17 protein-coding genes are annotated in these 18817 nt (G+C 72.0%); 7 read left to right on the plus strand and 10 right to left on the minus strand.

The features are described from left to right. Nucleotides 1–199: 199 nt before the first annotated feature. Both ACF07B_RS29185 and ACF07B_RS29190 read right to left on the minus strand, forming a co-directional pair. Entirely contained in the window at nt 200–1573 is a 1374-nt protein-coding gene (locus tag ACF07B_RS29185) for a cryptochrome/photolyase family protein (protein WP_392181149.1), read from the minus strand. Between the two features lie 351 nt (nt 1574–1924). Beyond that, a complete protein-coding gene (locus tag ACF07B_RS29190; protein WP_392181150.1) occupies nt 1925–3451 on the minus strand; it encodes an SDR family oxidoreductase in 1527 nt (508 codons plus the stop codon). Between the two features lie 156 nt (nt 3452–3607). Here ACF07B_RS29190 and ACF07B_RS29195 point away from each other — a divergent pair, with 156 nt between their 5' ends. Next, complete coding sequence (locus ACF07B_RS29195; RefSeq protein ID WP_392181151.1) at nt 3608–4129, plus strand: MarR family winged helix-turn-helix transcriptional regulator; 522 nt, start codon at nt 3608–3610, stop codon at nt 4127–4129. A gap of 150 nt (nt 4130–4279) precedes the next feature. Beyond that, complete coding sequence (locus ACF07B_RS29200) at nt 4280–6421, plus strand: MMPL family transporter (protein WP_392181152.1); 2142 nt, start codon at nt 4280–4282, stop codon at nt 6419–6421. Between the two features lie 174 nt (nt 6422–6595). Here the strand turns inward: ACF07B_RS29200 and ACF07B_RS29205 are convergent, their stop codons facing one another. After that, complete coding sequence (locus tag ACF07B_RS29205) at nt 6596–6763, minus strand: hypothetical protein (RefSeq protein WP_326789658.1); 168 nt, start codon at nt 6761–6763, stop codon at nt 6596–6598. A 745-nt stretch (nt 6764–7508) separates the two neighbouring features. On the opposite strand from ACF07B_RS29205, the gene ssuE reads away from it, so the two are divergent. Both ssuE and ACF07B_RS29215 read left to right on the plus strand, forming a co-directional pair. Then, nucleotides 7509–8063: an NADPH-dependent FMN reductase gene (ssuE, locus tag ACF07B_RS29210; RefSeq protein WP_369482269.1), complete on the plus strand. Its 555-nt coding sequence runs from the start codon at nt 7509–7511 to the stop codon at nt 8061–8063. A gap of 57 nt (nt 8064–8120) precedes the next feature. Further along, complete coding sequence (locus tag ACF07B_RS29215) at nt 8121–9263, plus strand: LLM class flavin-dependent oxidoreductase (protein ID WP_392181153.1); 1143 nt, start codon at nt 8121–8123, stop codon at nt 9261–9263. Here ACF07B_RS29215 and ACF07B_RS29220 read toward each other — a convergent pair. Next, nucleotides 9253–10326 (minus strand): acyl-CoA dehydrogenase family protein, encoded by a 1074-nt coding sequence (locus ACF07B_RS29220; RefSeq protein WP_392181154.1) that lies wholly within the window; start codon nt 10324–10326, stop codon nt 9253–9255. The genes ACF07B_RS29215 and ACF07B_RS29220 overlap by 11 nt on opposite strands. 100 nt (nt 10327–10426) lie before the next feature. On the opposite strand from ACF07B_RS29220, the gene ACF07B_RS29225 reads away from it, so the two are divergent. Together ACF07B_RS29225 and ACF07B_RS29230 are read left to right on the plus strand one after the other, a co-directional pair. Continuing rightward, nucleotides 10427–10783, plus strand: a complete 357-nt coding sequence (locus ACF07B_RS29225) for a YciI family protein (RefSeq protein ID WP_369482272.1) — start codon at nt 10427–10429, stop codon at nt 10781–10783. Further along, entirely contained in the window at nt 10780–11979 is a 1200-nt protein-coding gene (locus ACF07B_RS29230; protein WP_392181155.1) for an RNA polymerase sigma factor, read from the plus strand. The genes ACF07B_RS29225 and ACF07B_RS29230 overlap by 4 nt, the downstream gene beginning before the upstream one ends. A 63-nt stretch (nt 11980–12042) precedes the next feature. Here the strand turns inward: ACF07B_RS29230 and urtE are convergent, their stop codons facing one another. The 6 genes from urtE to ACF07B_RS29260 all read right to left on the minus strand — a co-directional run bounded on the left by urtE (nt 12043) and on the right by ACF07B_RS29260 (nt 18222). Next, nucleotides 12043–12735 carry an urea ABC transporter ATP-binding subunit UrtE gene (urtE, locus tag ACF07B_RS29235; RefSeq protein WP_369482274.1) on the minus strand — a complete coding sequence of 231 codons (693 nt, stop codon included), beginning with the start codon at nt 12733–12735 and terminating at the stop codon, nt 12043–12045. Next, nucleotides 12735–13538 (minus strand): urea ABC transporter ATP-binding protein UrtD, encoded by an 804-nt coding sequence (gene urtD / locus ACF07B_RS29240; RefSeq protein WP_392181156.1) that lies wholly within the window; start codon nt 13536–13538, stop codon nt 12735–12737. The genes urtE and urtD overlap by 1 nt, the downstream gene beginning before the upstream one ends. Further along, nucleotides 13535–14650, minus strand: a complete 1116-nt coding sequence (gene urtC / locus ACF07B_RS29245) for an urea ABC transporter permease subunit UrtC (RefSeq protein WP_392181157.1) — start codon at nt 14648–14650, stop codon at nt 13535–13537. Before urtC ends, urtD begins: the two co-directional genes overlap by 4 nt. Further along, nucleotides 14647–15543, minus strand: coding sequence for an urea ABC transporter permease subunit UrtB (urtB, locus tag ACF07B_RS29250; protein WP_369482277.1), 897 nt, complete (start codon nt 15541–15543; stop codon nt 14647–14649). The genes urtC and urtB overlap by 4 nt, the downstream gene beginning before the upstream one ends. Nucleotides 15544–15605: 62 nt before the next feature. Then, nucleotides 15606–16862, minus strand: coding sequence for an urea ABC transporter substrate-binding protein (gene urtA, locus ACF07B_RS29255; protein ID WP_384236492.1), 1257 nt, complete (start codon nt 16860–16862; stop codon nt 15606–15608). 247 nt (nt 16863–17109) lie between these two features. After that, the gene (locus tag ACF07B_RS29260; protein WP_392181158.1) at nt 17110–18222 is read right to left on the minus strand and encodes a substrate-binding domain-containing protein; all 1113 of its coding nucleotides are present in this window, start codon (nt 18220–18222) and stop codon (nt 17110–17112) included. A gap of 78 nt (nt 18223–18300) precedes the next feature. Between ACF07B_RS29260 and ACF07B_RS29265 the strand changes: the two genes are divergently transcribed. Then, nucleotides 18301–18747 (plus strand): MarR family winged helix-turn-helix transcriptional regulator, encoded by a 447-nt coding sequence (locus tag ACF07B_RS29265; protein WP_369482281.1) that lies wholly within the window; start codon nt 18301–18303, stop codon nt 18745–18747. Nucleotides 18748–18817 lie beyond the last annotated feature (70 nt).

Here is an 18817-nt window from a genome sequence, read left to right on the forward strand (position 1 = left end):
TGGGGGCGGGTACGGCGGTTCCGGAGCCGCTGGCTCCGGGGTGGCCGCGCTGTGGATCCGGTGCGCACGGATCCGGTACGAGTGGTTCGGACGACCACATGTACGGCGGCGCACCGCTGAGGAATCTCTACAACAGGTAAAATCCTCGGCAGTTTATATTCGATTCGGATCGTTCTTGCACGCGGCCACGGTGCCGTCGTCAGTCCAGGCCCCGGGCCTTCTTGAACCGGGCCAGCCCTTCGGACAGGTCGACGACCGGGTCCGGGTAGTCGACGGCCGCCCGGTCCAGGCCCGGGAGCTTCCACGGCTCGTGCACCGCCCGCCCCGCGATTCCGGCCAACTCGGGCACCCAGCGCCGGACATATGCCCCGTCCGGGTCGTAACGCCTCGCCTGCGTCAGTGGGTTCAGGACCCGGTTGGGCCGGCTGTCCGTGCCCGTTCCCGCCATCCACTGCCAGTTGAGCTGGTTGTTGGCGACATCACCGTCGACCAGCAGGTCCAGGAAGTGCCGGGCCCCGACCCGCCAGTCCACGTACAACGTCTTGGCCAGGAAGCTCGCGGTGAGCAGGCGCCCCCGATTGTGCATCCAGCCCTCGTGGCGCAGTTGCCGCATCGCGGCGTCCACCACCGGATAGCCGGTCCGCCCCTCCCGCCAGGCCTCGATGTCGTCCTGTGCCTCGGCCCCCGAGCGCCAACGGTCGTGCCGGGGGCGGTAGTCGGCGGCGGACGCGTCCGGCCGGGCCGCCAGCACCTGGTGATGGAAGTCCCGCCAGGCCAGCTGCCGTACGAACGCCTCGGCGCCCGGGCCGCCCGCGCCGCGCGCCCGGTGGACCAGTTCGACCGCCGACAGCGTGCCGAAGTGCAGATGCGGGGAGAGCCTGGAGGTGGCGTCGCCCGGCAGGTCGTCATGGCGGTCCTCGTACGCCCCGATCCCGTTGCGCAGCCAGGCCGTCAGCCGTTTCCTCGCCTCCGTCTCGCCGCCCCGGGCCAGCCCCTGGGACACCGCGGACACGTCCGAGCGCGAGGGGATGGCCTCCGAACCGACGCCGTCCGGCACCCGGACGACCCGGGGGGCCGCGACCGGGTCCCGCAGCGGCTGCCGCGCCCACTGGCGGTGGTACGGCGTGAAGACGGCGAAGTGGTCGGAGGCCACCGGGGTCACCGCGCCGGGAGCGAGTGCGGTGATCACGGCCTCGTGGACGTACAGGCGGCACCCTCGCGTCTCCAGCGCGGCGCGCAGGCGTTCCTCCCTGCGGTGCGCGTAGGCGCTGACTCCCGCCGCGATGTGCACCTCGTCGGCGTCGGTCTCGGCGGCCGCCTCGGCGACCTCGGCCGCCACGTCGCCGGAGCGCACCACCAGACGACCGCCCCGGTCGCGGAGCCCGGCGTCCAGATCCGTCAGACAGTCGGCGAGGAACGCCATCCGGTTGGGGGCGGTGAACCCGGCGTCGGCGACGGCCTCGTCGCGGACGAAGAGGGGCACCACCGCGTCCGCGCCGTCGAGGGCGGCCCGCAGCGGAGGGTGGTCGTGCAGGCGCAGGTCGGAGGTGAACAGGACGATCGAGACGGTCATGGGGTGGCTCCGGGGCGGTGCTGAGAGGGGTTCGGCGTCGGTCTGCTTCGGCTCGGGCAGGACCTGCGGATGCGCTGGGGGCAGCTCGCGCGGACACGGATACGGACACGGATACGGACACGGGCACGGACACGGGCACGGACACGGGCACGGACACGGGCACGGAGGCGGGCACGGGCACGGAGGCGGTTCGGTCGGCTCGCGTGGGTACGGACACGGAGCGGGTTCGGTCGGCTCGCGCGGACGTGATGCGGTCCGGCGCGCGCGGCTGTGCGCGCGGCCCCCTGCCGCCGGGGCGAGCCCGGACCGGCCCGTCGCGGGTAGGGGGTCGGGCGGGGCCGGCGGGCGAGGTCAGCGGGCGGGCGCGGGGGCCGTCGCGTCGGCGGGGGCGCTCTCGGCGGCCAGCGCGATGTTGCGGGCCATGCCGCCGAACACCACGGTGTGGAACGGCGAGACGCTCCACCAGTACAGGTGCCCGAGCAGCCCGTGCGGATGGAACAGGGCGCGCTGCCGGTAGCGCGTGCGCCCCTCGGCGGTCACGTCGGCCGACATCTCCAGCCACGCGAGCCCCGGCAGCCTCATCTCGGCCCGCAGCCGCAGCAGATGCCCCGGCTCGATCTCCTCCACCCGCCAGAAGTCGAGGGAGTCGCCCACCCGCAGCCGGTTGGCGTCCCGGCGTCCGCGTCGCAGCCCCACTCCGCCCACCAGCCGGTCCATCCAGCCGCGCACGGCCCAGGCCAGCGGGAAGGAGTACCAGCCGTTGTCGCCGCCGATGCCCTCGATCACCCGCCACAGATTCCCGGGCGACGCGTCCACCGTCAGTTCGCGCTTGTCCGTGTAGAGGCTGCCGCCCGCCCAGTCGGGGTCGGTGGGCAACGGGTCGCTGGCCGTGCCGGGATACGACGCCGAGGACCAGCGGGTGGTCACCTGGGCGTCGCGCACCCGCTGGAGGGCCAGGGTCACCGCCGCGTCGAAGCCGATCGGCCGTCCCGGGGGATCGGGAACGTACCGGACGATGTCGTGCTCGCGGCACACGACCTCATGGCGCAGCGACTCGGTGAGCGGGCGCGCGATCGACGCGGGCACCGGGGTGACCAGGCCGACCCAGTGACTGGACAGCCGGGGCGTGAGGACCGGCACCGGGAAGATGAGCCTGCGCGGCAGCCCGGCGACGGCCGCGTACCGGCGCATCATCTCCAGGTACGTGAGGACGTCGGGGCCGCCGATGTCGAAGGCGCGGTTCACCTCCGGGGGCATCCCGGCGCTGCCGACCAGGGTGCGCAGCACATCGCGCACGCCCATGGGCTGGATCCGGGTGTGCACCCAGCTCGGCGTCACCATCACCGGCAGCCGCTCGGTGAGGTAACGCAGCATTTCGAAGGAGGCCGAACCGGAGCCGATGATCACCGCGGCGCGCAGCACGGTGGTCGGTACGCCCGACTCCAGCAGGATGCGTCCCACCTCGGCCCGCGACCTCAGGTGCGGTGACAGTTCCCCGGCCGGTACGCCCACGGGGGTGAGGCCGCCGAGGTAGACGATGCGCCGCACACCCGCCGCACGGGCCTGCTCGCCGAAGATCCGGGCCGCCCTGCGGTCCGTCTCCTCGAAGTCGTGGCCTGTGCCGAGGGCGTGCACGAGGTAGTAGGCGACCTCGCATCCGCGCAGCGCCTCGGCGACCGAGCCGGCGTCCGTCACATCGCCGCGCACCACCTCCGCCTCGCCCGCCCAGGGATAGTCGCGCAGCTTGGCGGGCGAGCGGGCCAGACAGCGCACCCGGTACCCCTCGGCCAGCAGTTCGGGGACCAGCCGTCCGCCGATGTAGCCGGTGGCACCGGTCACCAGACACCTCGGGCCGGTGCCGGTCTCGTCGTCGCTCATGGGTCCTCCGTCGGTCGCCGCCCGGGCCCCCTCGGGGACCGCCTCCTTCCCTGATCCCTTCCACCCCGGCACCGCCCGCGGATGCGCCGGACGGGGCTGCCTCCGGGTGCCGGACGTCCGAACGGGGGAGGGGCGGGACTTCTATAGGCTGATCACGTGGCCAGACGAGACGACCGTGACGACCGGACGGATGATCCGGAGCCCGATGCGGGCCGGGAGCGGGAGCGGGCCGTGGCGACGGATCTTCACTCCTTCGCGGTCGAGCTGCGCCGCCTGAACGGCGAGATCAACCGGCTGGTCCACGCCTTCGCCGGGGAACACGGTCTGCACGCCACGGACGTTCAGGCGCTCGCGGCGATCCTCGACGCGTCCGAGCCGCTCACCCCGGGCCGGCTGCGCGAGCACCTCGGACTCACCTCGGGCGCGGTCACCGCGTGTCTGGACCGGCTCGAACGCGCGGGCCACGTCCGGCGCGTCCGGGAGAGCCCCGACCGCAGGGTGGTCCACCTCCACTACGTCCCCGACGCCAGGTCGGCCGCGCGCGCCCACTTCCGGCCGCTCGCCGAGGTCACGGCGAGCGTGCGGTCCGGATTCAGCGAGGACGAACTGTCCGTCGTCCTGCGCTTCCTGGCCACGATGAACGAACAGCTCTCGGTCGTGCGGTCTCCCGGACGCTGACCGCCCGCCCGGTGCATCCGGACGGCCGCCGGGGCCGGAAGTGCGGGCATGGTCTACGATCTGGCCGCGAGATATCTCAATGATTGAGATTGTCATTCATCGAGATACTTGCCACTCATCGAGCCACCTGTCCGCGAAGCCTGGAGAACGATGTCCCTCACCCCGCGACGAGCCCTGTGGCTGATCCCCGTCGTCCTGCTTGTCGCCTGGCTCGGCATCGGAGGCACCCTCGGCCCCTACGCCGGCCGGCTCGGCGAGGTCTCCACCAACGACCAGGCCGCCTTCCTGCCGCGCAGCGCCGAGTCCACGAAGGTGGTGGCCCAGCAGCGTGCCTTCCAGCAAGCCGGGACGCTGCCCGCGATCGTCGTGTGGACCGTGGACGGTGACGCCTCCGCGGCCGGGGCCCGGCAGTCCGCCGCGACCCGCGCGCTCGCCTCCCTCGCCGGCACCCCCGGCGTGGTCGGCCGGCCGTCACCCGCCCTGCCGTCACGGGACGGCAAGGCACTGGAGGGCGTCGTCCAGCTCAGGCCCGATCTGGGCAAGGGGCTTCCCGACGCCGTCGATCGCGTTCGTACCGCCGCCGGAGCCGTCCCCGGGACGACCACGTGGATCGCCGGACCCGCCGCCAGCCAGGCCGACCTCGGCGACGCTTTCGCCGGTATCGACGGACTGCTCCTCGGAGTGGCGCTGGCGACCGTCCTCGTGATCCTGCTGCTCGTCTACCGCAGTGTGCTGCTCCCCTTCCTCATCATCCTCGGATCGGTGTTCGCGCTGGGGCTGGCCTGCGCCGTCGTCTACGTCCTCGCCGACCACGGTGTCGTCCGCGTCGACGGCCAGGTACAGGGCATCCTCTCGATTCTCGTGATCGGTGCCGCCACCGACTACGCCCTCTTGCTGAGTGCGCGTTTCCGTGAGGAACTCGCCCTGAGCGCCGACCGGTTCACGGCGGTCCGGGCGGCACTGCGGCAGTCCTGGGGCGCGATCGTCGCGAGCGCGGGAACCGTCGCCCTCGGACTGCTGGCGCTGCTGCTCAGCGATCTGACGAACAACCGCTCGCTCGGTCCCGTGGGGGCCATCGGCGTGGCCTGCGCCGCTCTGAGCTCGCTCACCTTCCTGCCCGCCGTCCTGGCGCTCCTCGGCCGCGCCGCCTACTGGCCGGCCAGGCCCCGCCCGGCGGGCGGGGCGAGCACCGGCAGCGGCATCTGGAACCGGGTCGCGGCGCTGGTCGACCGCGCGCCGCGCAAGGTCTGGGCGATGGCCCTGGCCGGCCTGATCGCCTGCGCGGCCTTCGCGCCCACCCTGACCGCGAAAGGCATCCCGCTCGCCGAGATCTTCGTCAACGACGCACCGTCGGTCGCCGCGCAGGAGACCCTCGGACGGCACTTCCCCGGCGGCTCCGGCAACCCCGCCGTGATCATCGCGAACGCCGACCGCGTCGCGCGGGTCACGTCCGCGGCGCGCGCCACGGACGGTGTCGCGTCGGCCGCCGCGGTGACGGCGTCCGGGCGGCCCGGCGGGGGAGCGCCCCGGATCGTCGACGGCCGGGTCCGTGTCGACGTCACGCTCGGGTCCGCCGCGGACAGCGACGCGGCCAAGGCGACCGTCGCCCGGCTGCGCACGGCGGTGCACGCCGTACCGGGCGCCGACGCGCTCGTCGGGGGCTACGCGGCCCAGCAGTACGACACCCGGCAGACCGCCGAACGCGACCGCACGCTCATCGTGCCGGTGGTCCTCACCATCATCCTGGTCATCCTGGCCGGCCTGCTCCGCTCGCTGCTCATGCCGGTGCTCCTGGTGGCCACGGTGGCGCTCAACTTCCTCGCCACGCTGGGCATCTCGTCGCTCGTGTTCCGGCACGGGTTCGGCTTCACGGGCACCGACGCGTCCGTGCCGCTGTACGGCTTCGTGTTCCTGGTGGCCCTCGGCGTCGACTACAACATCTTCCTGATGTCCCGGGTCCGGGAGGAGTCGCTGCGTCACGGGGTACGCGAGGGCGTGCGGCGCGGACTCGTCGCCACCGGCGGGGTGATCACCTCGGCGGGCGTGGTGCTGGCCGCGACCTTCGCCGCACTCGGGGTGATCCCGCTGGCGTTCCTGGTGCAGATCGCCTTCATCGTCGCCTTCGGCGTCCTGCTCGACACCCTGGTCGTCCGCTCCCTGCTGGTGCCGGCCCTGGTCCGCGACATCGGCCGCCGGGCGTGGTGGCCGGGGACGCTCAGCCGCGAACCCGGAGCAGGTCCCGAGCCGTCGTCCGCGTCCGGGGCCCGAGGGGACGAGCGCGTCGAGGTGTGAGAGTCCTGTCGGAGCGGGCCCGGTCCGACAGGGCGGGGCCCCGGCAGGACGCACGACGGTCCGCTCGTGAGATGCGTGCGGGCGGACCGTCCGCTGTGATCCGCCGACGCCGCTCGCCGACGCCGACGCCGCTGTACGGGCGTTCCGCGCCGCGACCGGGGCTCGCGGGCCGGCTCAGTCCTCGTCGCCGGCCGGGACGACCACGAGGAAGGCGTCCGAGTTCAGGTCCATCACGACCGTCGCCTGCAACCCCTCGGTGCGGCGCCGGGCCGCGTACTCCTCCGCGGTCCAGGATCCACGCGGAGCCCCGGCGGGAAAACGTTCCAGCACCTTTGTGCCCATGGCGGCAGACACCTCCAGCTGCGACGTCGGACCCGCGGCGACGAGTCCCGTGGAATGCGATTGCCCGGGTTTCCCCGGGACATGTCCCGGTCCGGGATGCGAGATCGAACCGCCGTTCCTTGACTGCCCGTGCGCGGAGCTGCGACGATCGCCGTCATGAAGATGCGACTGGACCTCACGCGGCGACGCCACGTCGACCTCGCGCGTGTCTGCAGTTCCTTCTGTCGCCGCGCGGCCTGACGGTCCCGACCCCGGATCTCCTGCGCGGGCCCTCCGCCCACGGTGACCTCTCCTCACCGTGATCAGCGTGTTCCCTCGCCTCTCCGCGATCCTCCGGCACCCCGACTCGGGCCGCGTCCGGCCGAGTTGCCGAACCCCGACGCGTTCCGGACAGCCGCCGGCCCAGCGTGCCGCGCCGCGGCCCGTACGGTGCGCTGAGGTTCAACCGCCGTACGGAGAGCGGGAGTCCGCCGGGACTCAGGTGCCTCTCCAGCGTGCCGCGCGCGTGGAGTGCGAGCCTGATCCGTCTCCGTTCGCTCTCCGCCCGCCCGGCAACCCGTCCTCCAGGAACGCCGGTCACGTCCGTCCGCCCACCCCGGTATCCCGCCCACCACGTCCCGGTCACGCCTTCCGGTCACCCCGGCGGCCCGTGACCCGGCACCCGGGTCACGGAACTCACCCGCGAGTCCGCTCGCGGTACCGACCCGGAACCCGTTCACCGGAACCCGTTCACGAAAGAGGACTCATGGCCACCGTTCTGTCCGTCTCCGGCAGCCCCTCGGTCTCCTCCCGCACCGCCAAGCTCCTGCGCCACCTCGACGCCCGGCTCGCCCGGCAGGGGCACGAGGTGATCCCCCTCGACGTCCGTACGATCCCCGCCGAGGCGTTGCTCGGCGCGGACTTCCAGCACCCCGCCATAGTGGAGGCGGCCGAACTGTTCGCCCGTGCCGACGGAGTGGTCATCGGCACCCCTGTCTACAAGGCCGCCTACTCCGGCGTCCTGAAGGCGCTGCTCGATCTGCTCCCGCAGTACGCCCTGACCGGGAAGACCGTGCTGCCGCTGGTCACGGGAGGCAGTACCGCTCATGTGCTCGCCCTGGACTACGCACTGCGGCCGGTCCTCAACTCCATGGGGGCGGCCCATATCGTCCAGGGCTGGTTCACCCTCGACAAGGACATCATCACGGGCCAGGACGGGAGCGTCACCGTGGCGCCGGGCAGCGCCGAGGCCCTGGCCCAGGTGGTGGACCAGTTCTCCGCCGTGCTGGGCCGGACACCCCTGCTCGCCGCCACGGGCTGACGCCGACGTCCGACGGCCCCCTCGTCCAGCAGGTCCCCACGATCGGAGAACGCCGCCGTGTCCCTCACCTTCCACTGGTTCCTGCCCACCAACGGCGACAGCCGTGATGTCGTCGGCGGTGGTCACGGCACACCCGCCACCGTGTCCGGACGGGACCGGCCGCCCACGGTCGCCTATCTGAGCCAGATCGCCCGTGCCGCGGAGGACCTGGGTTTCGCCGGAACCCTCACCCCGACGGGCGCCTGGTGCGAGGACGCGTGGCTGACGACCGCGATGGTCAGCCAGCACACGGAGCGCCTGAAGTTCCTCGTCGCCTTCCGGCCCGGCTTCGTGTCGCCCACCCTCGCCGCGCAGATGGCCTCCACCTTCCAGCGCCGGACCGGCGGACGGCTGCTCCTCAACGTGGTGACCGGCGGCGAGAGCCACGAGCAGCGCGCCTACGGCGACTTCCTCGACAAGGACGCCCGCTACCGCCGTACCGGCGAATTCCTGCAGATCGTCCGGGACCTGTGGGAGGGCAAGACCGTCGACCTGTCCGGTGAGCACCTGCGGGTCGAGGACGCCCGGCTCGCCCGGGTCCCCGACCCGGTCCCCGAGGTCTACTTCGGTGGCTCCTCGCCGATCGCCGGCGAGGTCGCCGCCCGCCACGCGGACGTCTACCTCACCTGGGGCGAACCACCCGCCCAGGTCGCCGAGAAGATCGCCTGGATCCGCGGGCTGGCGGCGAAGGAGGGGCGGACCCTCCGGTTCGGCATCCGGCTCCATGTCATCACCCGCGACAGCTCCGAGCAGGCCTGGGCCGAGGCGCACCGGCTCCTCGACGGCTTCGACCCGGCGACCGTACGGTCCGTGCAGGAGGGGCTCGCCCGCAGCGAGTCGCAGGGGCAGCGGCGGATGCTCGCGCTGCACGGCGGCGGCCGGGACGGACTGGAGATCCACCCCAATCTGTGGGCCGGCATCGGCCTGGTGCGCGGCGGAGCGGGCACCGCGCTGGTCGGCAGCCACGAGGAGGTCGCCGACCGGATCGGGGAGTACCACGCCCTCGGCATCGACGAGTTCGTGCTCTCCGGCTACCCGCACCTGGAGGAGGCCTACTGGTTCGGCGAGGGCGTCCTGCCCCGCCTCGCCGCGCGGGGCCAGTGGCGGCACCCGTTCGCGGCCCCGCCGGCTCCGGTCGCCCAGGTGCCCTTCACCGGCTGAGCGCACCGGGCCCGCCGAGGGAACCCAGCGACCCCAGGTGCGCCGTGCGCACCTGGGCCGTCTGCCCCTGCACCAGCAGGAACATCCCCTCGCGCGCGAGCCGCTGGGCCGGGCTGCTCAGGTCCATCGCCCGCCCGCCGCCGGCCACGACCGCCGCCGTGGTGGCCGCCCGCATCACGTCGTACGCCCGGGTCTTGCACTCCAGCCGCTCCTCGATCCGCTCGGTCGGCACCGGGTGGTCGGCGAGTTCGTACGCCCGTCGTCTGACCTCGTCGAGACGCGCCCGCAGGATGTCCGCCGTCTCCCCCGCCGAGGGATCGGCCTCCAGCAGGCCGATCGCCGTCGCCGTGACCCCGAACACGGCCGGCGAGGCATTGGTGTTCTTGGGGCGGTCCGTGACCGCCCAGGACTCGTAGGGGGTGCGCAGAGCCACCGCCTCGTCGGGCAGCCACAGCCCGTCCAGCTCCAGCGAGACGGTCCGGGACGCGGTGAGCGCGGCGAGCCGCATCGGCGGGGACGGGCGCAGCCCCGGCTGCTCGCGCGCCTCGGTGAACGCGAACAGCGCCTCGTCGTCCCGCGTCACCCCGGCCAGCAGCATGACGTCGTTCAGCCCCCAGCCGGTGTACCAGGGCACCGTCCCGTCGAAGAGCCACCCGCCGCGCTCGCGCGTGACCCGTACCGGGACGCGCGGGTGGGCGCGCAACTGGGCGTACGCGACACCGGACAGCAGTTCCCCGCGCGCGAGCGGACCCAGCAGCCGTTCGCGTACCGGAAGGCCGCTCTTCGCCAGGGTCGCCACCGGCGTGTGGTGCTGGGTCTGCACGAACCAGGTCGAGCAGCACGCCCCGGCCAGGATCTCCGCGGTCTCGCGGACCACCGCGGCGGGCGCCGCCGACCCGCCCGCCTCGACCGGCGCGGCGACCCCGAGCAGCCCCGAGCGCTTGACGGCCTCGACGCTGCTCGCGGGCATGCCGTGCCGGTCCACCTCCTCGGCCCGGGGCGCCAGGACCCCGGCCGCCAGTTCCCGGGCCGCGGCGACGAGCGGGTGCGGTGGGACGGTCATCGAAGGAATCTCCCGCTGTCGTCGTGGCGTGTGTCGATCCGGCGCCCCTTCGTTCGTGTAGTCACAAAGACGCCGAGTGGGACCACCGAGGAGGAACATCATGAAGTACTACCTGCTGAGCGTGATGCAGCCGCAGGGCGAGCCGCCCGCGCCCGAGGTCCTGGAAGAGATCATGCACAATCTGGACGTGTTCAACACCGAGCTGCGCGAGGCCGGCGCCTGGGTGTTCGCCGGCGGACTGCACGGGCCGGAGACGGCCACCGTGCTGCGGGCCAGGGACGGTGACGTCCTGGTCACCGACGGACCGTACACGGAGAGCAAGGAGTATCTGGGCGGGATCTGTCTGATCAAGGCGCCCGATCTCGACGCGGCGCTGACGTGGGGGCGCAAGGCCACCCTGGCGACGACGCTTCCGATCGAGGTGCGGCCGTTCACCCACGAGTCCGAGGACCGATGACTGTCGGAGCCGGTGACATCGAGGCCGTCTTCCGCGCCGAGTACGGCCGGGCCGTCGCCGTCCTGATCCGCTTCCTGGGCGACATCGACCTCGCCGAGGAAGCGGTCCAGGACGCGTTCACCACGGCCGTGGCGAAGTGGCCGGGAACCGGGATCCCGCCGAGCCCGGCCGGCTGGATCATCACGACCGCCCGCAACCGCGCCGTCGACCGGCTGCGCCGCGAGTCCACCCGCGCGGCCCGGCACGCGGAGGCGGCCCGGCTGCACGCCCCGGACGACCCCGTGGAGGAGGGCCCCGTGCGCGACGAACGGCTCCGTCTGATCTTCACCTGCTGCCACCCCGCGCTCGCGCCCCAGGCCCAGGTCGCCCTGACGCTACGGCTCCTCGGCGGCCTGAGCACCGCGCAGATCGCGCGGGCCTTCCTCGTCCCCGAACCCACCATGGCCCAGCGGATCGTCCGCGCCAAGGCCAAGATCCGCGACGCGGGCATCCCCTACCGCGTGCCGCGCGACGCGGATCTGCCGGACCGCGTCAGGGGTGTCCTGGCCGTCGTCTACCTCGTGTTCAACGAGGGGTACGGGGGCCGCGAGGACCTCTGTGCCGAGGCCCTGCGCCTCGGACGTCTCCTCGTCGAGCTCATGCCCGACGAGCCCGAGGCGCTCGGCCTGCTCGCGCTGATGCTGCTCGTCGAGGCCCGCCGCCCGGCCCGCGCGACGGCCGCGGGTGACCTGGTCCTCCTGGCCGAACAGGACCGCGCCCGCTGGGACCGGGACCTGATCACCGAGGGCCAGGCTCTCGTACGCCGCTGTCTGCGCCGCGACCGGCCGGGGCCCTACCAGATCCAGGCCGCGATCAACGCCGTCCACAGCGACGCCCCGACCGCCGCCGCCACCGACTGGGGACAGATCCTCCAGCTCTACGACCAGCTCACGCGACTCGCCCCCACCCCGGTCGTCGCCCTCAACCGCGCCGTCGCCGTGGCCGAGACCGAGGGGCCCGAGCCCGCACTGGTACTCGTGGAGGAGCTCGACCTGGCGGGCTACCACGCCTACCACGCCGTACGGGCCGAGCTGCTGCGCCGGCTCGGTCGCGACGCCGAGGCGCTGCGGGCGTACGACGCGGCCATCACGCTGACCGCGAGCGCGCCGGAACGCGCCCACCTCGAACGGGCCCGGGCATGCCTCGCGGGGAACTGACGGCCGGGGCCGCGCGCCCCGGCCCGGCCGGTCATCAGGGTGCCGGGCGGACTCCACCCGGGGTCACACGCTGAGGGCCTCCCGCACCGTCCGCTCGGCGTCCCGGCCGCCCTCGCCGGACGAGGTGACCCGGCCCGCCTCCAGGACGTAGTAGCGCTGTGCGGCCCGCATCGCGAAGCCGACGTGCTGCTCGACCAGGAGCACCGACAGACCGCCCCGGGCGGCCAGCGCGAGAATCGTCTCCTCGATCTCGGCGACCACGGAGGGCTGGATGCCCTCGGTCGGCTCGTCGAGGAGCAGGACCCGAGGTTCCGCCACCAGGGCCCGCGCGATGGCCAGTTGCTGGCGCTGGCCGCCCGAGAGCAGACCCGCGCGGCGGCCCGACAGGGCGCGCAGCGCCGGAAACAGGTCCAGCGCCTCGGCGGTCGCCTCCTTGCCGCGGCGGCGCCCGTCCGCGACCAGCCGGAGATTCTCGGCGGTCGTGAGGTGCGGGAAGACCTGCTGGCCCTGCGGGACGTACGCCATACCGCGGGCCACCCGTTCGTGGGGCTTGCGGCGGGTGATGTCCTCGCCGTCCAGGCGGACGGAGCCGCTCTGCGGGCCGAGCAGCCCGACGGCCGCCCGCAGGAGGGTGCTCTTGCCCGCTCCGTTGTGCCCGAGCACCGCCGCCACCCCGTTCCTCGGCACCTCGACCGAGACGCCGTGCAGCACGAGACTGCGGTGGTACCCGACATGGACGGTGTCGATCTCCAGCATCACGCCTCCTGTACGGCCGTCGGTCCGGGCACGGCCGCCGCGGTGTCCTCTGCGGGTGTGTGCCCGAGATAGACCTCCTGCACCTTCGGGTCCGCCTGTACCTCGGCCACCGTTCCCTCGCTCAGTACCCGGCCCGCGTGCAGCACGCTGACGCTGCGCGCGAAGGACCGCATGAAGTCCATGTCGTGCTCGATGACGACGACGGTCCGCTCCTCGCTGATGCGCTCCAGCAGCCGTCCGGTGGCCTGGCGTTCGTCCTGGCTCATGCCCGCGACCGGCTCGTCGAGCAGCAGCAGCCGGACGTCCTGCACGAGCAGCATGCCGATCTCCAGCCACTGCTTCTGGCCGTGCGCGAGCGTCCCGGCCGGGTGGTCGGCGCGGCCGGCCAGGCCCACCGTCTCCAGGGCGCGCGCCACGGACTCGGGCACGCCCTTGCGGCGGCGCAGCATCGTCAGCGCGCCCCGTCCGGCGCCCGCCGCGATGTCCAGGTTCTGAAGGACCGTCAACTCCTCGAAGACGGCGGCCGTCTGGAAGGTGCGGCCGATCCCCGAGCGGGCGATCCGGTGCACGCTGCGGCCGAGGAGGTCGGCACCGCCGAAGCGCACCGATCCTGTCGCCCGCACCAGTCCGGTGACCGCGTCGACCAGCGTCGTCTTGCCCGCGCCGTTCGGCCCGATCAGGAAGCGGAGATCCCCCGGCCGCACATCGAGGTCCACCCCGTCGACGGCGGCGAAACCGTCGAAGGTCACCCGCAGTCCCCGAATTTCGAGCCCGGCGGGCTCACTGTCCGCAAACTCCGTCATGCCGTTTCTCCAGAGAGTCCTCGGGCCGTCCGGCGCCGCTTCACGATCGCGGCCAGCGAGGCGAGACCGCCCGGCAGGAACGCCAGGGCGACGATGAACAACAGCCCCTGGAAGTACGTCCAGGCCGCGGGGAACTCCTCGGACAGGGCCGTCCTGGCCCAGGCGACGCCGATCGCGCCGAGCACCGCGCCCGTCAGGCTCGCCCGGCCGCCGACCGCGGCGCCGATGACGAGCTCGATGGACGGCACGATGCCGACCAGCGCGGGGGAGATGATGCCGACGGCGGGCACGAACAGCGCGCCCGCCAGGCCGGCCATGCCCGCCGCGACGACGTACGCCACGAGCTTGACGTTCGCGGGGTTGTAGCCGAGGAATCGCACCCGTTCCTCGGAATCCCTTACGGCGACGAGGAGTTCGCCGTAGCGGCTGTGCATCAGCTGACGGGCGAGCGCGATCAGCAGGAGCAGCACCGCGGCGATGACGAAGTACACCATCCGCTGGTTGACGGGGTCGTTCAGGTCGTAGCCGAAGAAGCCCTGGATGTCGGTCAGTCCGTTGGTGCCGCCCGTCGTGGCCTGCTGGCCGACCAGCCAGATCGCGAAGGCCGCGGCGAGCGCCTGGCTGAGAATCGCGAAGTAGGCGCCCTTGACCCGGCGCCGGAAGATGAAGGAACCGAGGATCGCGGCGACGGTCATCGGCAGCAGGACGGTCGCGGCGATCGCGAACACCGGATTCGCGAACGGCGCCCACCACCAGGGGAGTTCGGTGGCGGTCCCGTACAGCTGCATGAAGTCGGGCAGGTTGCCGGGTCCGGCGTCCGCGATCTTCAGGTGCATGGCCATGGCGTAGCCGCCCAGCCCGAAGAACACCCCTTGGCCGAGTGTGAGCAGGCCGCCGCGCCCCCAGGCCAGGCAGATGCCGACCGCGACCATGGCCGTGCACAGGTACTTGGCGAGCAGTCCGAGCCGGAAGTCGGACAGCGCGAAGGGGGCGACGGCGAAGAGCACGAGGGCGGCCGCCGCGAACCCGGCGGCGGGACGCACCGCGGCGAACCGGCCCCGTCCGTGCGGCAGTTGACTCGTTTTCGGGGCCAGGGGAGTGGTGGTGGTCATACCAGACTCCTCGTGCGCAGCGTGTACAGGCCCTGCGGCCGCCACTGGAGGAACGCGACGATGGCCACGAGGACCAGGACCTTCGCGACACTGACGGTGGTCGAGTACTCCAGGACCGACTGCAGCGAGCCCAGCACGAAGGCGACGATCACGCTGCCCTTGAGCTGCCCGATGCCGCCGACCACGATCACCAGGAAGGCGTCGATGATGACGTTGGTGCCCATCGTCGGCCCGATCGGGCCGACCAGGGTCAGCGCGACCCCGGCGACCCCGGCGAGCCCGGAGCCGATGAAGAAGGCGGTGCGGTCCACGCGACCGGTGGAGATGCCGGACACCTCCGCGAGGTCCCGGTTCTGCACCACCGCGCGGATGCGCCGCCCGAGCGGGGTCAGCCGCAGCGTGAGGGACAGGGCCACGACCGCCGTGACCGCCAGGCCGAGGATGAACAGCCGGCTGTTGGCGAAGGTGAGCGGGTCGTCGCCGCCGATGACCGTGATGTGCCCGGTGAGGACGTCGGGTGCGCGGGTCTGCACATTCGGCGCACCGAAAATGTCACGGGCGAGTTGCTGAAGCATCAGCGAGACACCCCAGGTGACCAGAAGGGTGTCGAGGGGACGGAGGTAAAGGCGGCGGATCAGCAGCCATTCCAGCAGGGCTCCGAGGGCCCCCGACACGAGAAACGCGACGGGCAGAGCGACGATCAGCGAAATTCCCGCGCCGGAAATGGACTTCTGCAGTACGTACGTGGTGTAGGCGCCGGCCATGATGAACTCGCCGTGGGCCATGTTGATGACATTCATCTGGCCGAAGGTGAGCGAGAGGCCGAGCGCGATGAGGAGCAGGACGGCACCGATACTGACGCCGGTGAACAACTGCCCGAGAATCACGGTCATGGGGCGGCTCCGGGGAGTCGGGACGCGGGGCCTGTGCGCACCAGGCCCCGCGCGACGGGTGGTCAGGAGAGCCCGGAGGCCCAGTCGTAACCCTTCAGGTAGGGGTCCGGCTTGATCGGCTTGCCGGAGTCCCAGACCTGCTTGATCAGCCCGTCGGAGCCGATTTTGCCGATGCGGGCGGTCTTGTAGATGTGCTGGGTCGCGCCGTCCACGGTGACCTTGCCCTCCGGCGCGTCGAAGGTGATGCCGTCGGAAGCGGCCTTGACCTTCTCGGGGTCGAACGACTTCGCCTTCTCGACCATCGCCTTCCACAGGTAGACCGAGGTGTACGCGGCCTCCATCGGGTCACTGGTCGGCTTGTCCTTGCCGTACTTGGCCTTGTAGGCCTTCACGAACGCGGTGTTCGCGGCCCCCGGGGTGGTCTGGTAGTAGTTCCAGGCCGTCAACTGGCCCGCCAGGTACTGCGCCCCGATCGACTTGACCTCCTCCTCGGCGATCGACACCGAGACCACCGGCATGCTCTTGGCGGTGAGTCCGGCGGACTTGTACTCCTTGAAGAAGGCCACGTTCGAGTCGCCGTTGAGGGTGTTGAAGACCGCGTCCGCCTTCGACGCCTTCACCTTGTTGGCGATCGTGCTGAACTCGGTGGAGCCGAGCGGCGCGTAGTCCTCGCCGAGCACCGTCATGCCGTTGGCCTTCGCGTACGCCCTGATCTCCTTGTTGGCGGTGCGCGGGAAGACGTAGTCGCTGCCGACCAGGTAGATCCGCTTCTTGCCCTGGGACTTGAGATAGTCCAGGCCGGGGACGATCTGCTGGTTGGTGGTGGCGCCGGTGTAGAAGATGTAGGGCGACTGCTCAAGTCCCTCGTACTGCACGGGGTAGAAGAGCAGCGACTTGTTCTTCTCGAAGACGGGCTTGACGGCCTTGCGGCTCGCGGAGGTCCAGCAGCCGAAGGTGGCCGCGACCCGGTCCTCCCTGATCAGCTTGCTCGCCTTCTCGGCGAACGTCGGCCAGTCGGAGGCGCCGTCCTCGCTGATCGGCTCGATCTTCTTGCCGAGCACTCCGCCCGAGGCGTTGATCTCGCCGATGGCCAGTTTCAGGGAGTCGCGTACGGTCACCTCGCTGATCGCCATCGTGCCCGACAGCGAGTTGAGCAGGCCCACCTTGACGGTGTCGCCGCTCACGTCCGCCTTCGCGGCCTTGTCGGACGTACCGCCCGCGTCGGTCTTGGCGCCGCACGCGGAGAGCGCGACGACGGTCGCGAGCGCGGCGGCACCGGCTGCGATCCGGCGTCGGAGAATTCGGGAACCGCTGGACAATAGAACCCCCTCGGGCTGTGGAGGAGACAACCTCCTGAAGTGCGGTCCACAGCCTCAAGTCAGCCTGTTTCCAAGGTGTTTCGCGGTACTTTCCCGGCCGTATCTTCCCGCTCTCATGAAGCGTTCGGGGGCGCTCGGGAGGGCAACAAAAAATGCCCGGGGCGGAATTCGGCATCCGAATTCATGACACGCCCGAGGCATTCTGATTACTTCCCGCGGGAAGTATCTTGGCACCGGCGAGCCGGTGTCAAGAGCCGGGTTCGTGAAGGTCGAGCTCGGCGACCACGTCGAAGTCCAGCCCCTCGGCCCGTGCCAGGTAGATGCGCTGGCGCACATGACCGCCGCGCAGATGGAGCAGCCCCCGGGGCCCCTCGTAGGACACGGTCTCGGCCGCCGCCCCGATCGCGGACACATCGAGGGACCTGGCCCGGCCGATGAGCGCGGCGAGCAACAGCACACCCTCGTAACAGGATTCGCCGAAACTGCCGAGGGCCGGCGCCTCGATCCCGAACCGCCCTGCGTACAGTCCGTGGAAGTCGAGGGTGTCCCGGCCGGCGAGGGAAGAGAAGAACCCGGCCGTGCTGTACAGATCCACCGTGGCCGAAGGACCGCTGGCCATCAGCATGTTCTCGTCCATCAGGGTGCTCAGCCGGAGGCACCGGGTGTCGAGGCCGGCCGCGGCGAACGCCCGGTTGAAGCGCACCGCGTCACTGCCGACCAGCAGCATGATGACGCCGTCCGCCTGCGTGCGCTCGATCCGCCGCAGCACCGCACCGAAGTCATGGGTGCCCAGCGGCAGATACACCTCTCCCTGGATACTGCCGCCGCATTCACGCGCGTACACGTGGGCGGCCCGGGCCGTACGGCGCGGCCACACGTAGTCGTTGCCCACGACGAACCAGCGGCGCAGCCCGCGCTCGTGCGCCAGCAGGCCCATGGCCGGACGCAGTTGGTCACGCGGTGTCTCGCTCGTGAGGAACACCCCGGCGGTGTGCTCGCCGCCTTCGTACAGGGCGGTGTAGACGTAGGGAACCCGATGCGCGATTCTCGGGGCGAGGGCCTGGCGCACCGAGGAGATGTGCCAGCCCGTGACGCCCTGCACGGCCCCCAGGTCCACCAACGCCTCGACGTGGTCCGCGACTTCGCGTGGTGTGCCACCCCCGTCCACGGGCAGCAGCCGCAGCTCCTTGCCGAGCACCCCGCCCGTGCGGTTGACCTCCTCCGCCGCCAGTTGCGCGCACAGTTCGCAGGTGGGCCCGAAGATGCCCGCCGATCCCTGGAGGGGAAGGACGAGGGCCACACCGAACACGGAGTCGTCTGCCGTGAACCAGTCGGGCACAGGCGCATCGGGCCGGAACATGGCGTCATGATTCCGGGTCGGCCCGGTGAACTCCAATCCGTCTCGTACCATGTACACCCCCCGGGAGCGAGGAGCAGGATGCCGACCCCATCGCCGCGTCAGCCCCAGGATCTGATGCAGCTGCTGACGCGGGCGGAACGCCTGGCAGCACAGCGGCTCCGGTCCGTCCTGGACGAGGACGGCTGCTCCCTCGACGCCTGGCGGGTTCTCGCGCTGCTCTCCGACGGCGCGGGCCACCCCATGACCGCGATCGCCGAGGCCGTCTTCCTCCCGCCGGCCACGCTGACCAGACTCGTCGACCATCTCGTGGACCAGAACCTCCTCTACCGCCGCGTCGACCCGTACGACCGGCGTCGCATCCTCGCCCACCTCACCCCGCGCGGCCGGACGTACTGGCGGCGCCTGGACCGCGAGGTCCGCGCGCGCTGGCCGGTGCTGAACGACGGGGACGACGAACTGCTGCGCTCGCTGCTGGGGCAACTGGCGGACACGCTCGGGGCGGCGGGCGAGCGCTCCACGCTCTGAAGCGAGGAGGCCGCGCAAAGCAGTGGGCCCCCGTCACCCGTCGACAACCGCCCGAGGCGGAGCGGCCCGG

The organism is Streptomyces sp. NPDC015532, from assembly GCF_043078065.1.
In the GTDB taxonomy this organism is placed as follows: domain Bacteria; phylum Actinomycetota; class Actinomycetes; order Streptomycetales; family Streptomycetaceae; genus Streptomyces.

Bases quoted from the DNA above. Each gene is read 5' to 3' on its own strand.
- ACF07B_RS29185 (WP_392181149.1), bottom strand. From the start codon at position 1,573: ATGACCGTCTCGATCGTCCTGTTCACCTCCGACCTGCGCCTGCACGAC.
- ACF07B_RS29190 (WP_392181150.1), bottom strand. From the start codon at position 3,451: ATGAGCGACGACGAGACCGGCACCGGCCCGAGGTGTCTGGTGACCGGT.
- ACF07B_RS29200 (WP_392181152.1), top strand. From the start codon at position 4,280: ATGTCCCTCACCCCGCGACGAGCCCTGTGGCTGATCCCCGTCGTCCTG.
- ACF07B_RS29205 (WP_326789658.1), bottom strand. From the start codon at position 6,763: ATGGGCACAAAGGTGCTGGAACGTTTTCCCGCCGGGGCTCCGCGTGGA.
- ssuE (WP_369482269.1), top strand. From the start codon at position 7,509: ATGGCCACCGTTCTGTCCGTCTCCGGCAGCCCCTCGGTCTCCTCCCGC.
- ACF07B_RS29220 (WP_392181154.1), bottom strand. From the start codon at position 10,326: ATGACCGTCCCACCGCACCCGCTCGTCGCCGCGGCCCGGGAACTGGCG.
- ACF07B_RS29225 (WP_369482272.1), top strand. From the start codon at position 10,427: ATGAAGTACTACCTGCTGAGCGTGATGCAGCCGCAGGGCGAGCCGCCC.
- ACF07B_RS29230 (WP_392181155.1), top strand. From the start codon at position 10,780: ATGACTGTCGGAGCCGGTGACATCGAGGCCGTCTTCCGCGCCGAGTAC.
- urtE (WP_369482274.1), bottom strand. From the start codon at position 12,735: ATGCTGGAGATCGACACCGTCCATGTCGGGTACCACCGCAGTCTCGTG.
- urtD (WP_392181156.1), bottom strand. From the start codon at position 13,538: ATGACGGAGTTTGCGGACAGTGAGCCCGCCGGGCTCGAAATTCGGGGA.
- urtC (WP_392181157.1), bottom strand. From the start codon at position 14,650: ATGACCACCACCACTCCCCTGGCCCCGAAAACGAGTCAACTGCCGCAC.
- urtB (WP_369482277.1), bottom strand. From the start codon at position 15,543: ATGACCGTGATTCTCGGGCAGTTGTTCACCGGCGTCAGTATCGGTGCC.
- ACF07B_RS29260 (WP_392181158.1), bottom strand. From the start codon at position 18,222: ATGTTCCGGCCCGATGCGCCTGTGCCCGACTGGTTCACGGCAGACGAC.
- ACF07B_RS29265 (WP_369482281.1), top strand. From the start codon at position 18,301: ATGCCGACCCCATCGCCGCGTCAGCCCCAGGATCTGATGCAGCTGCTG.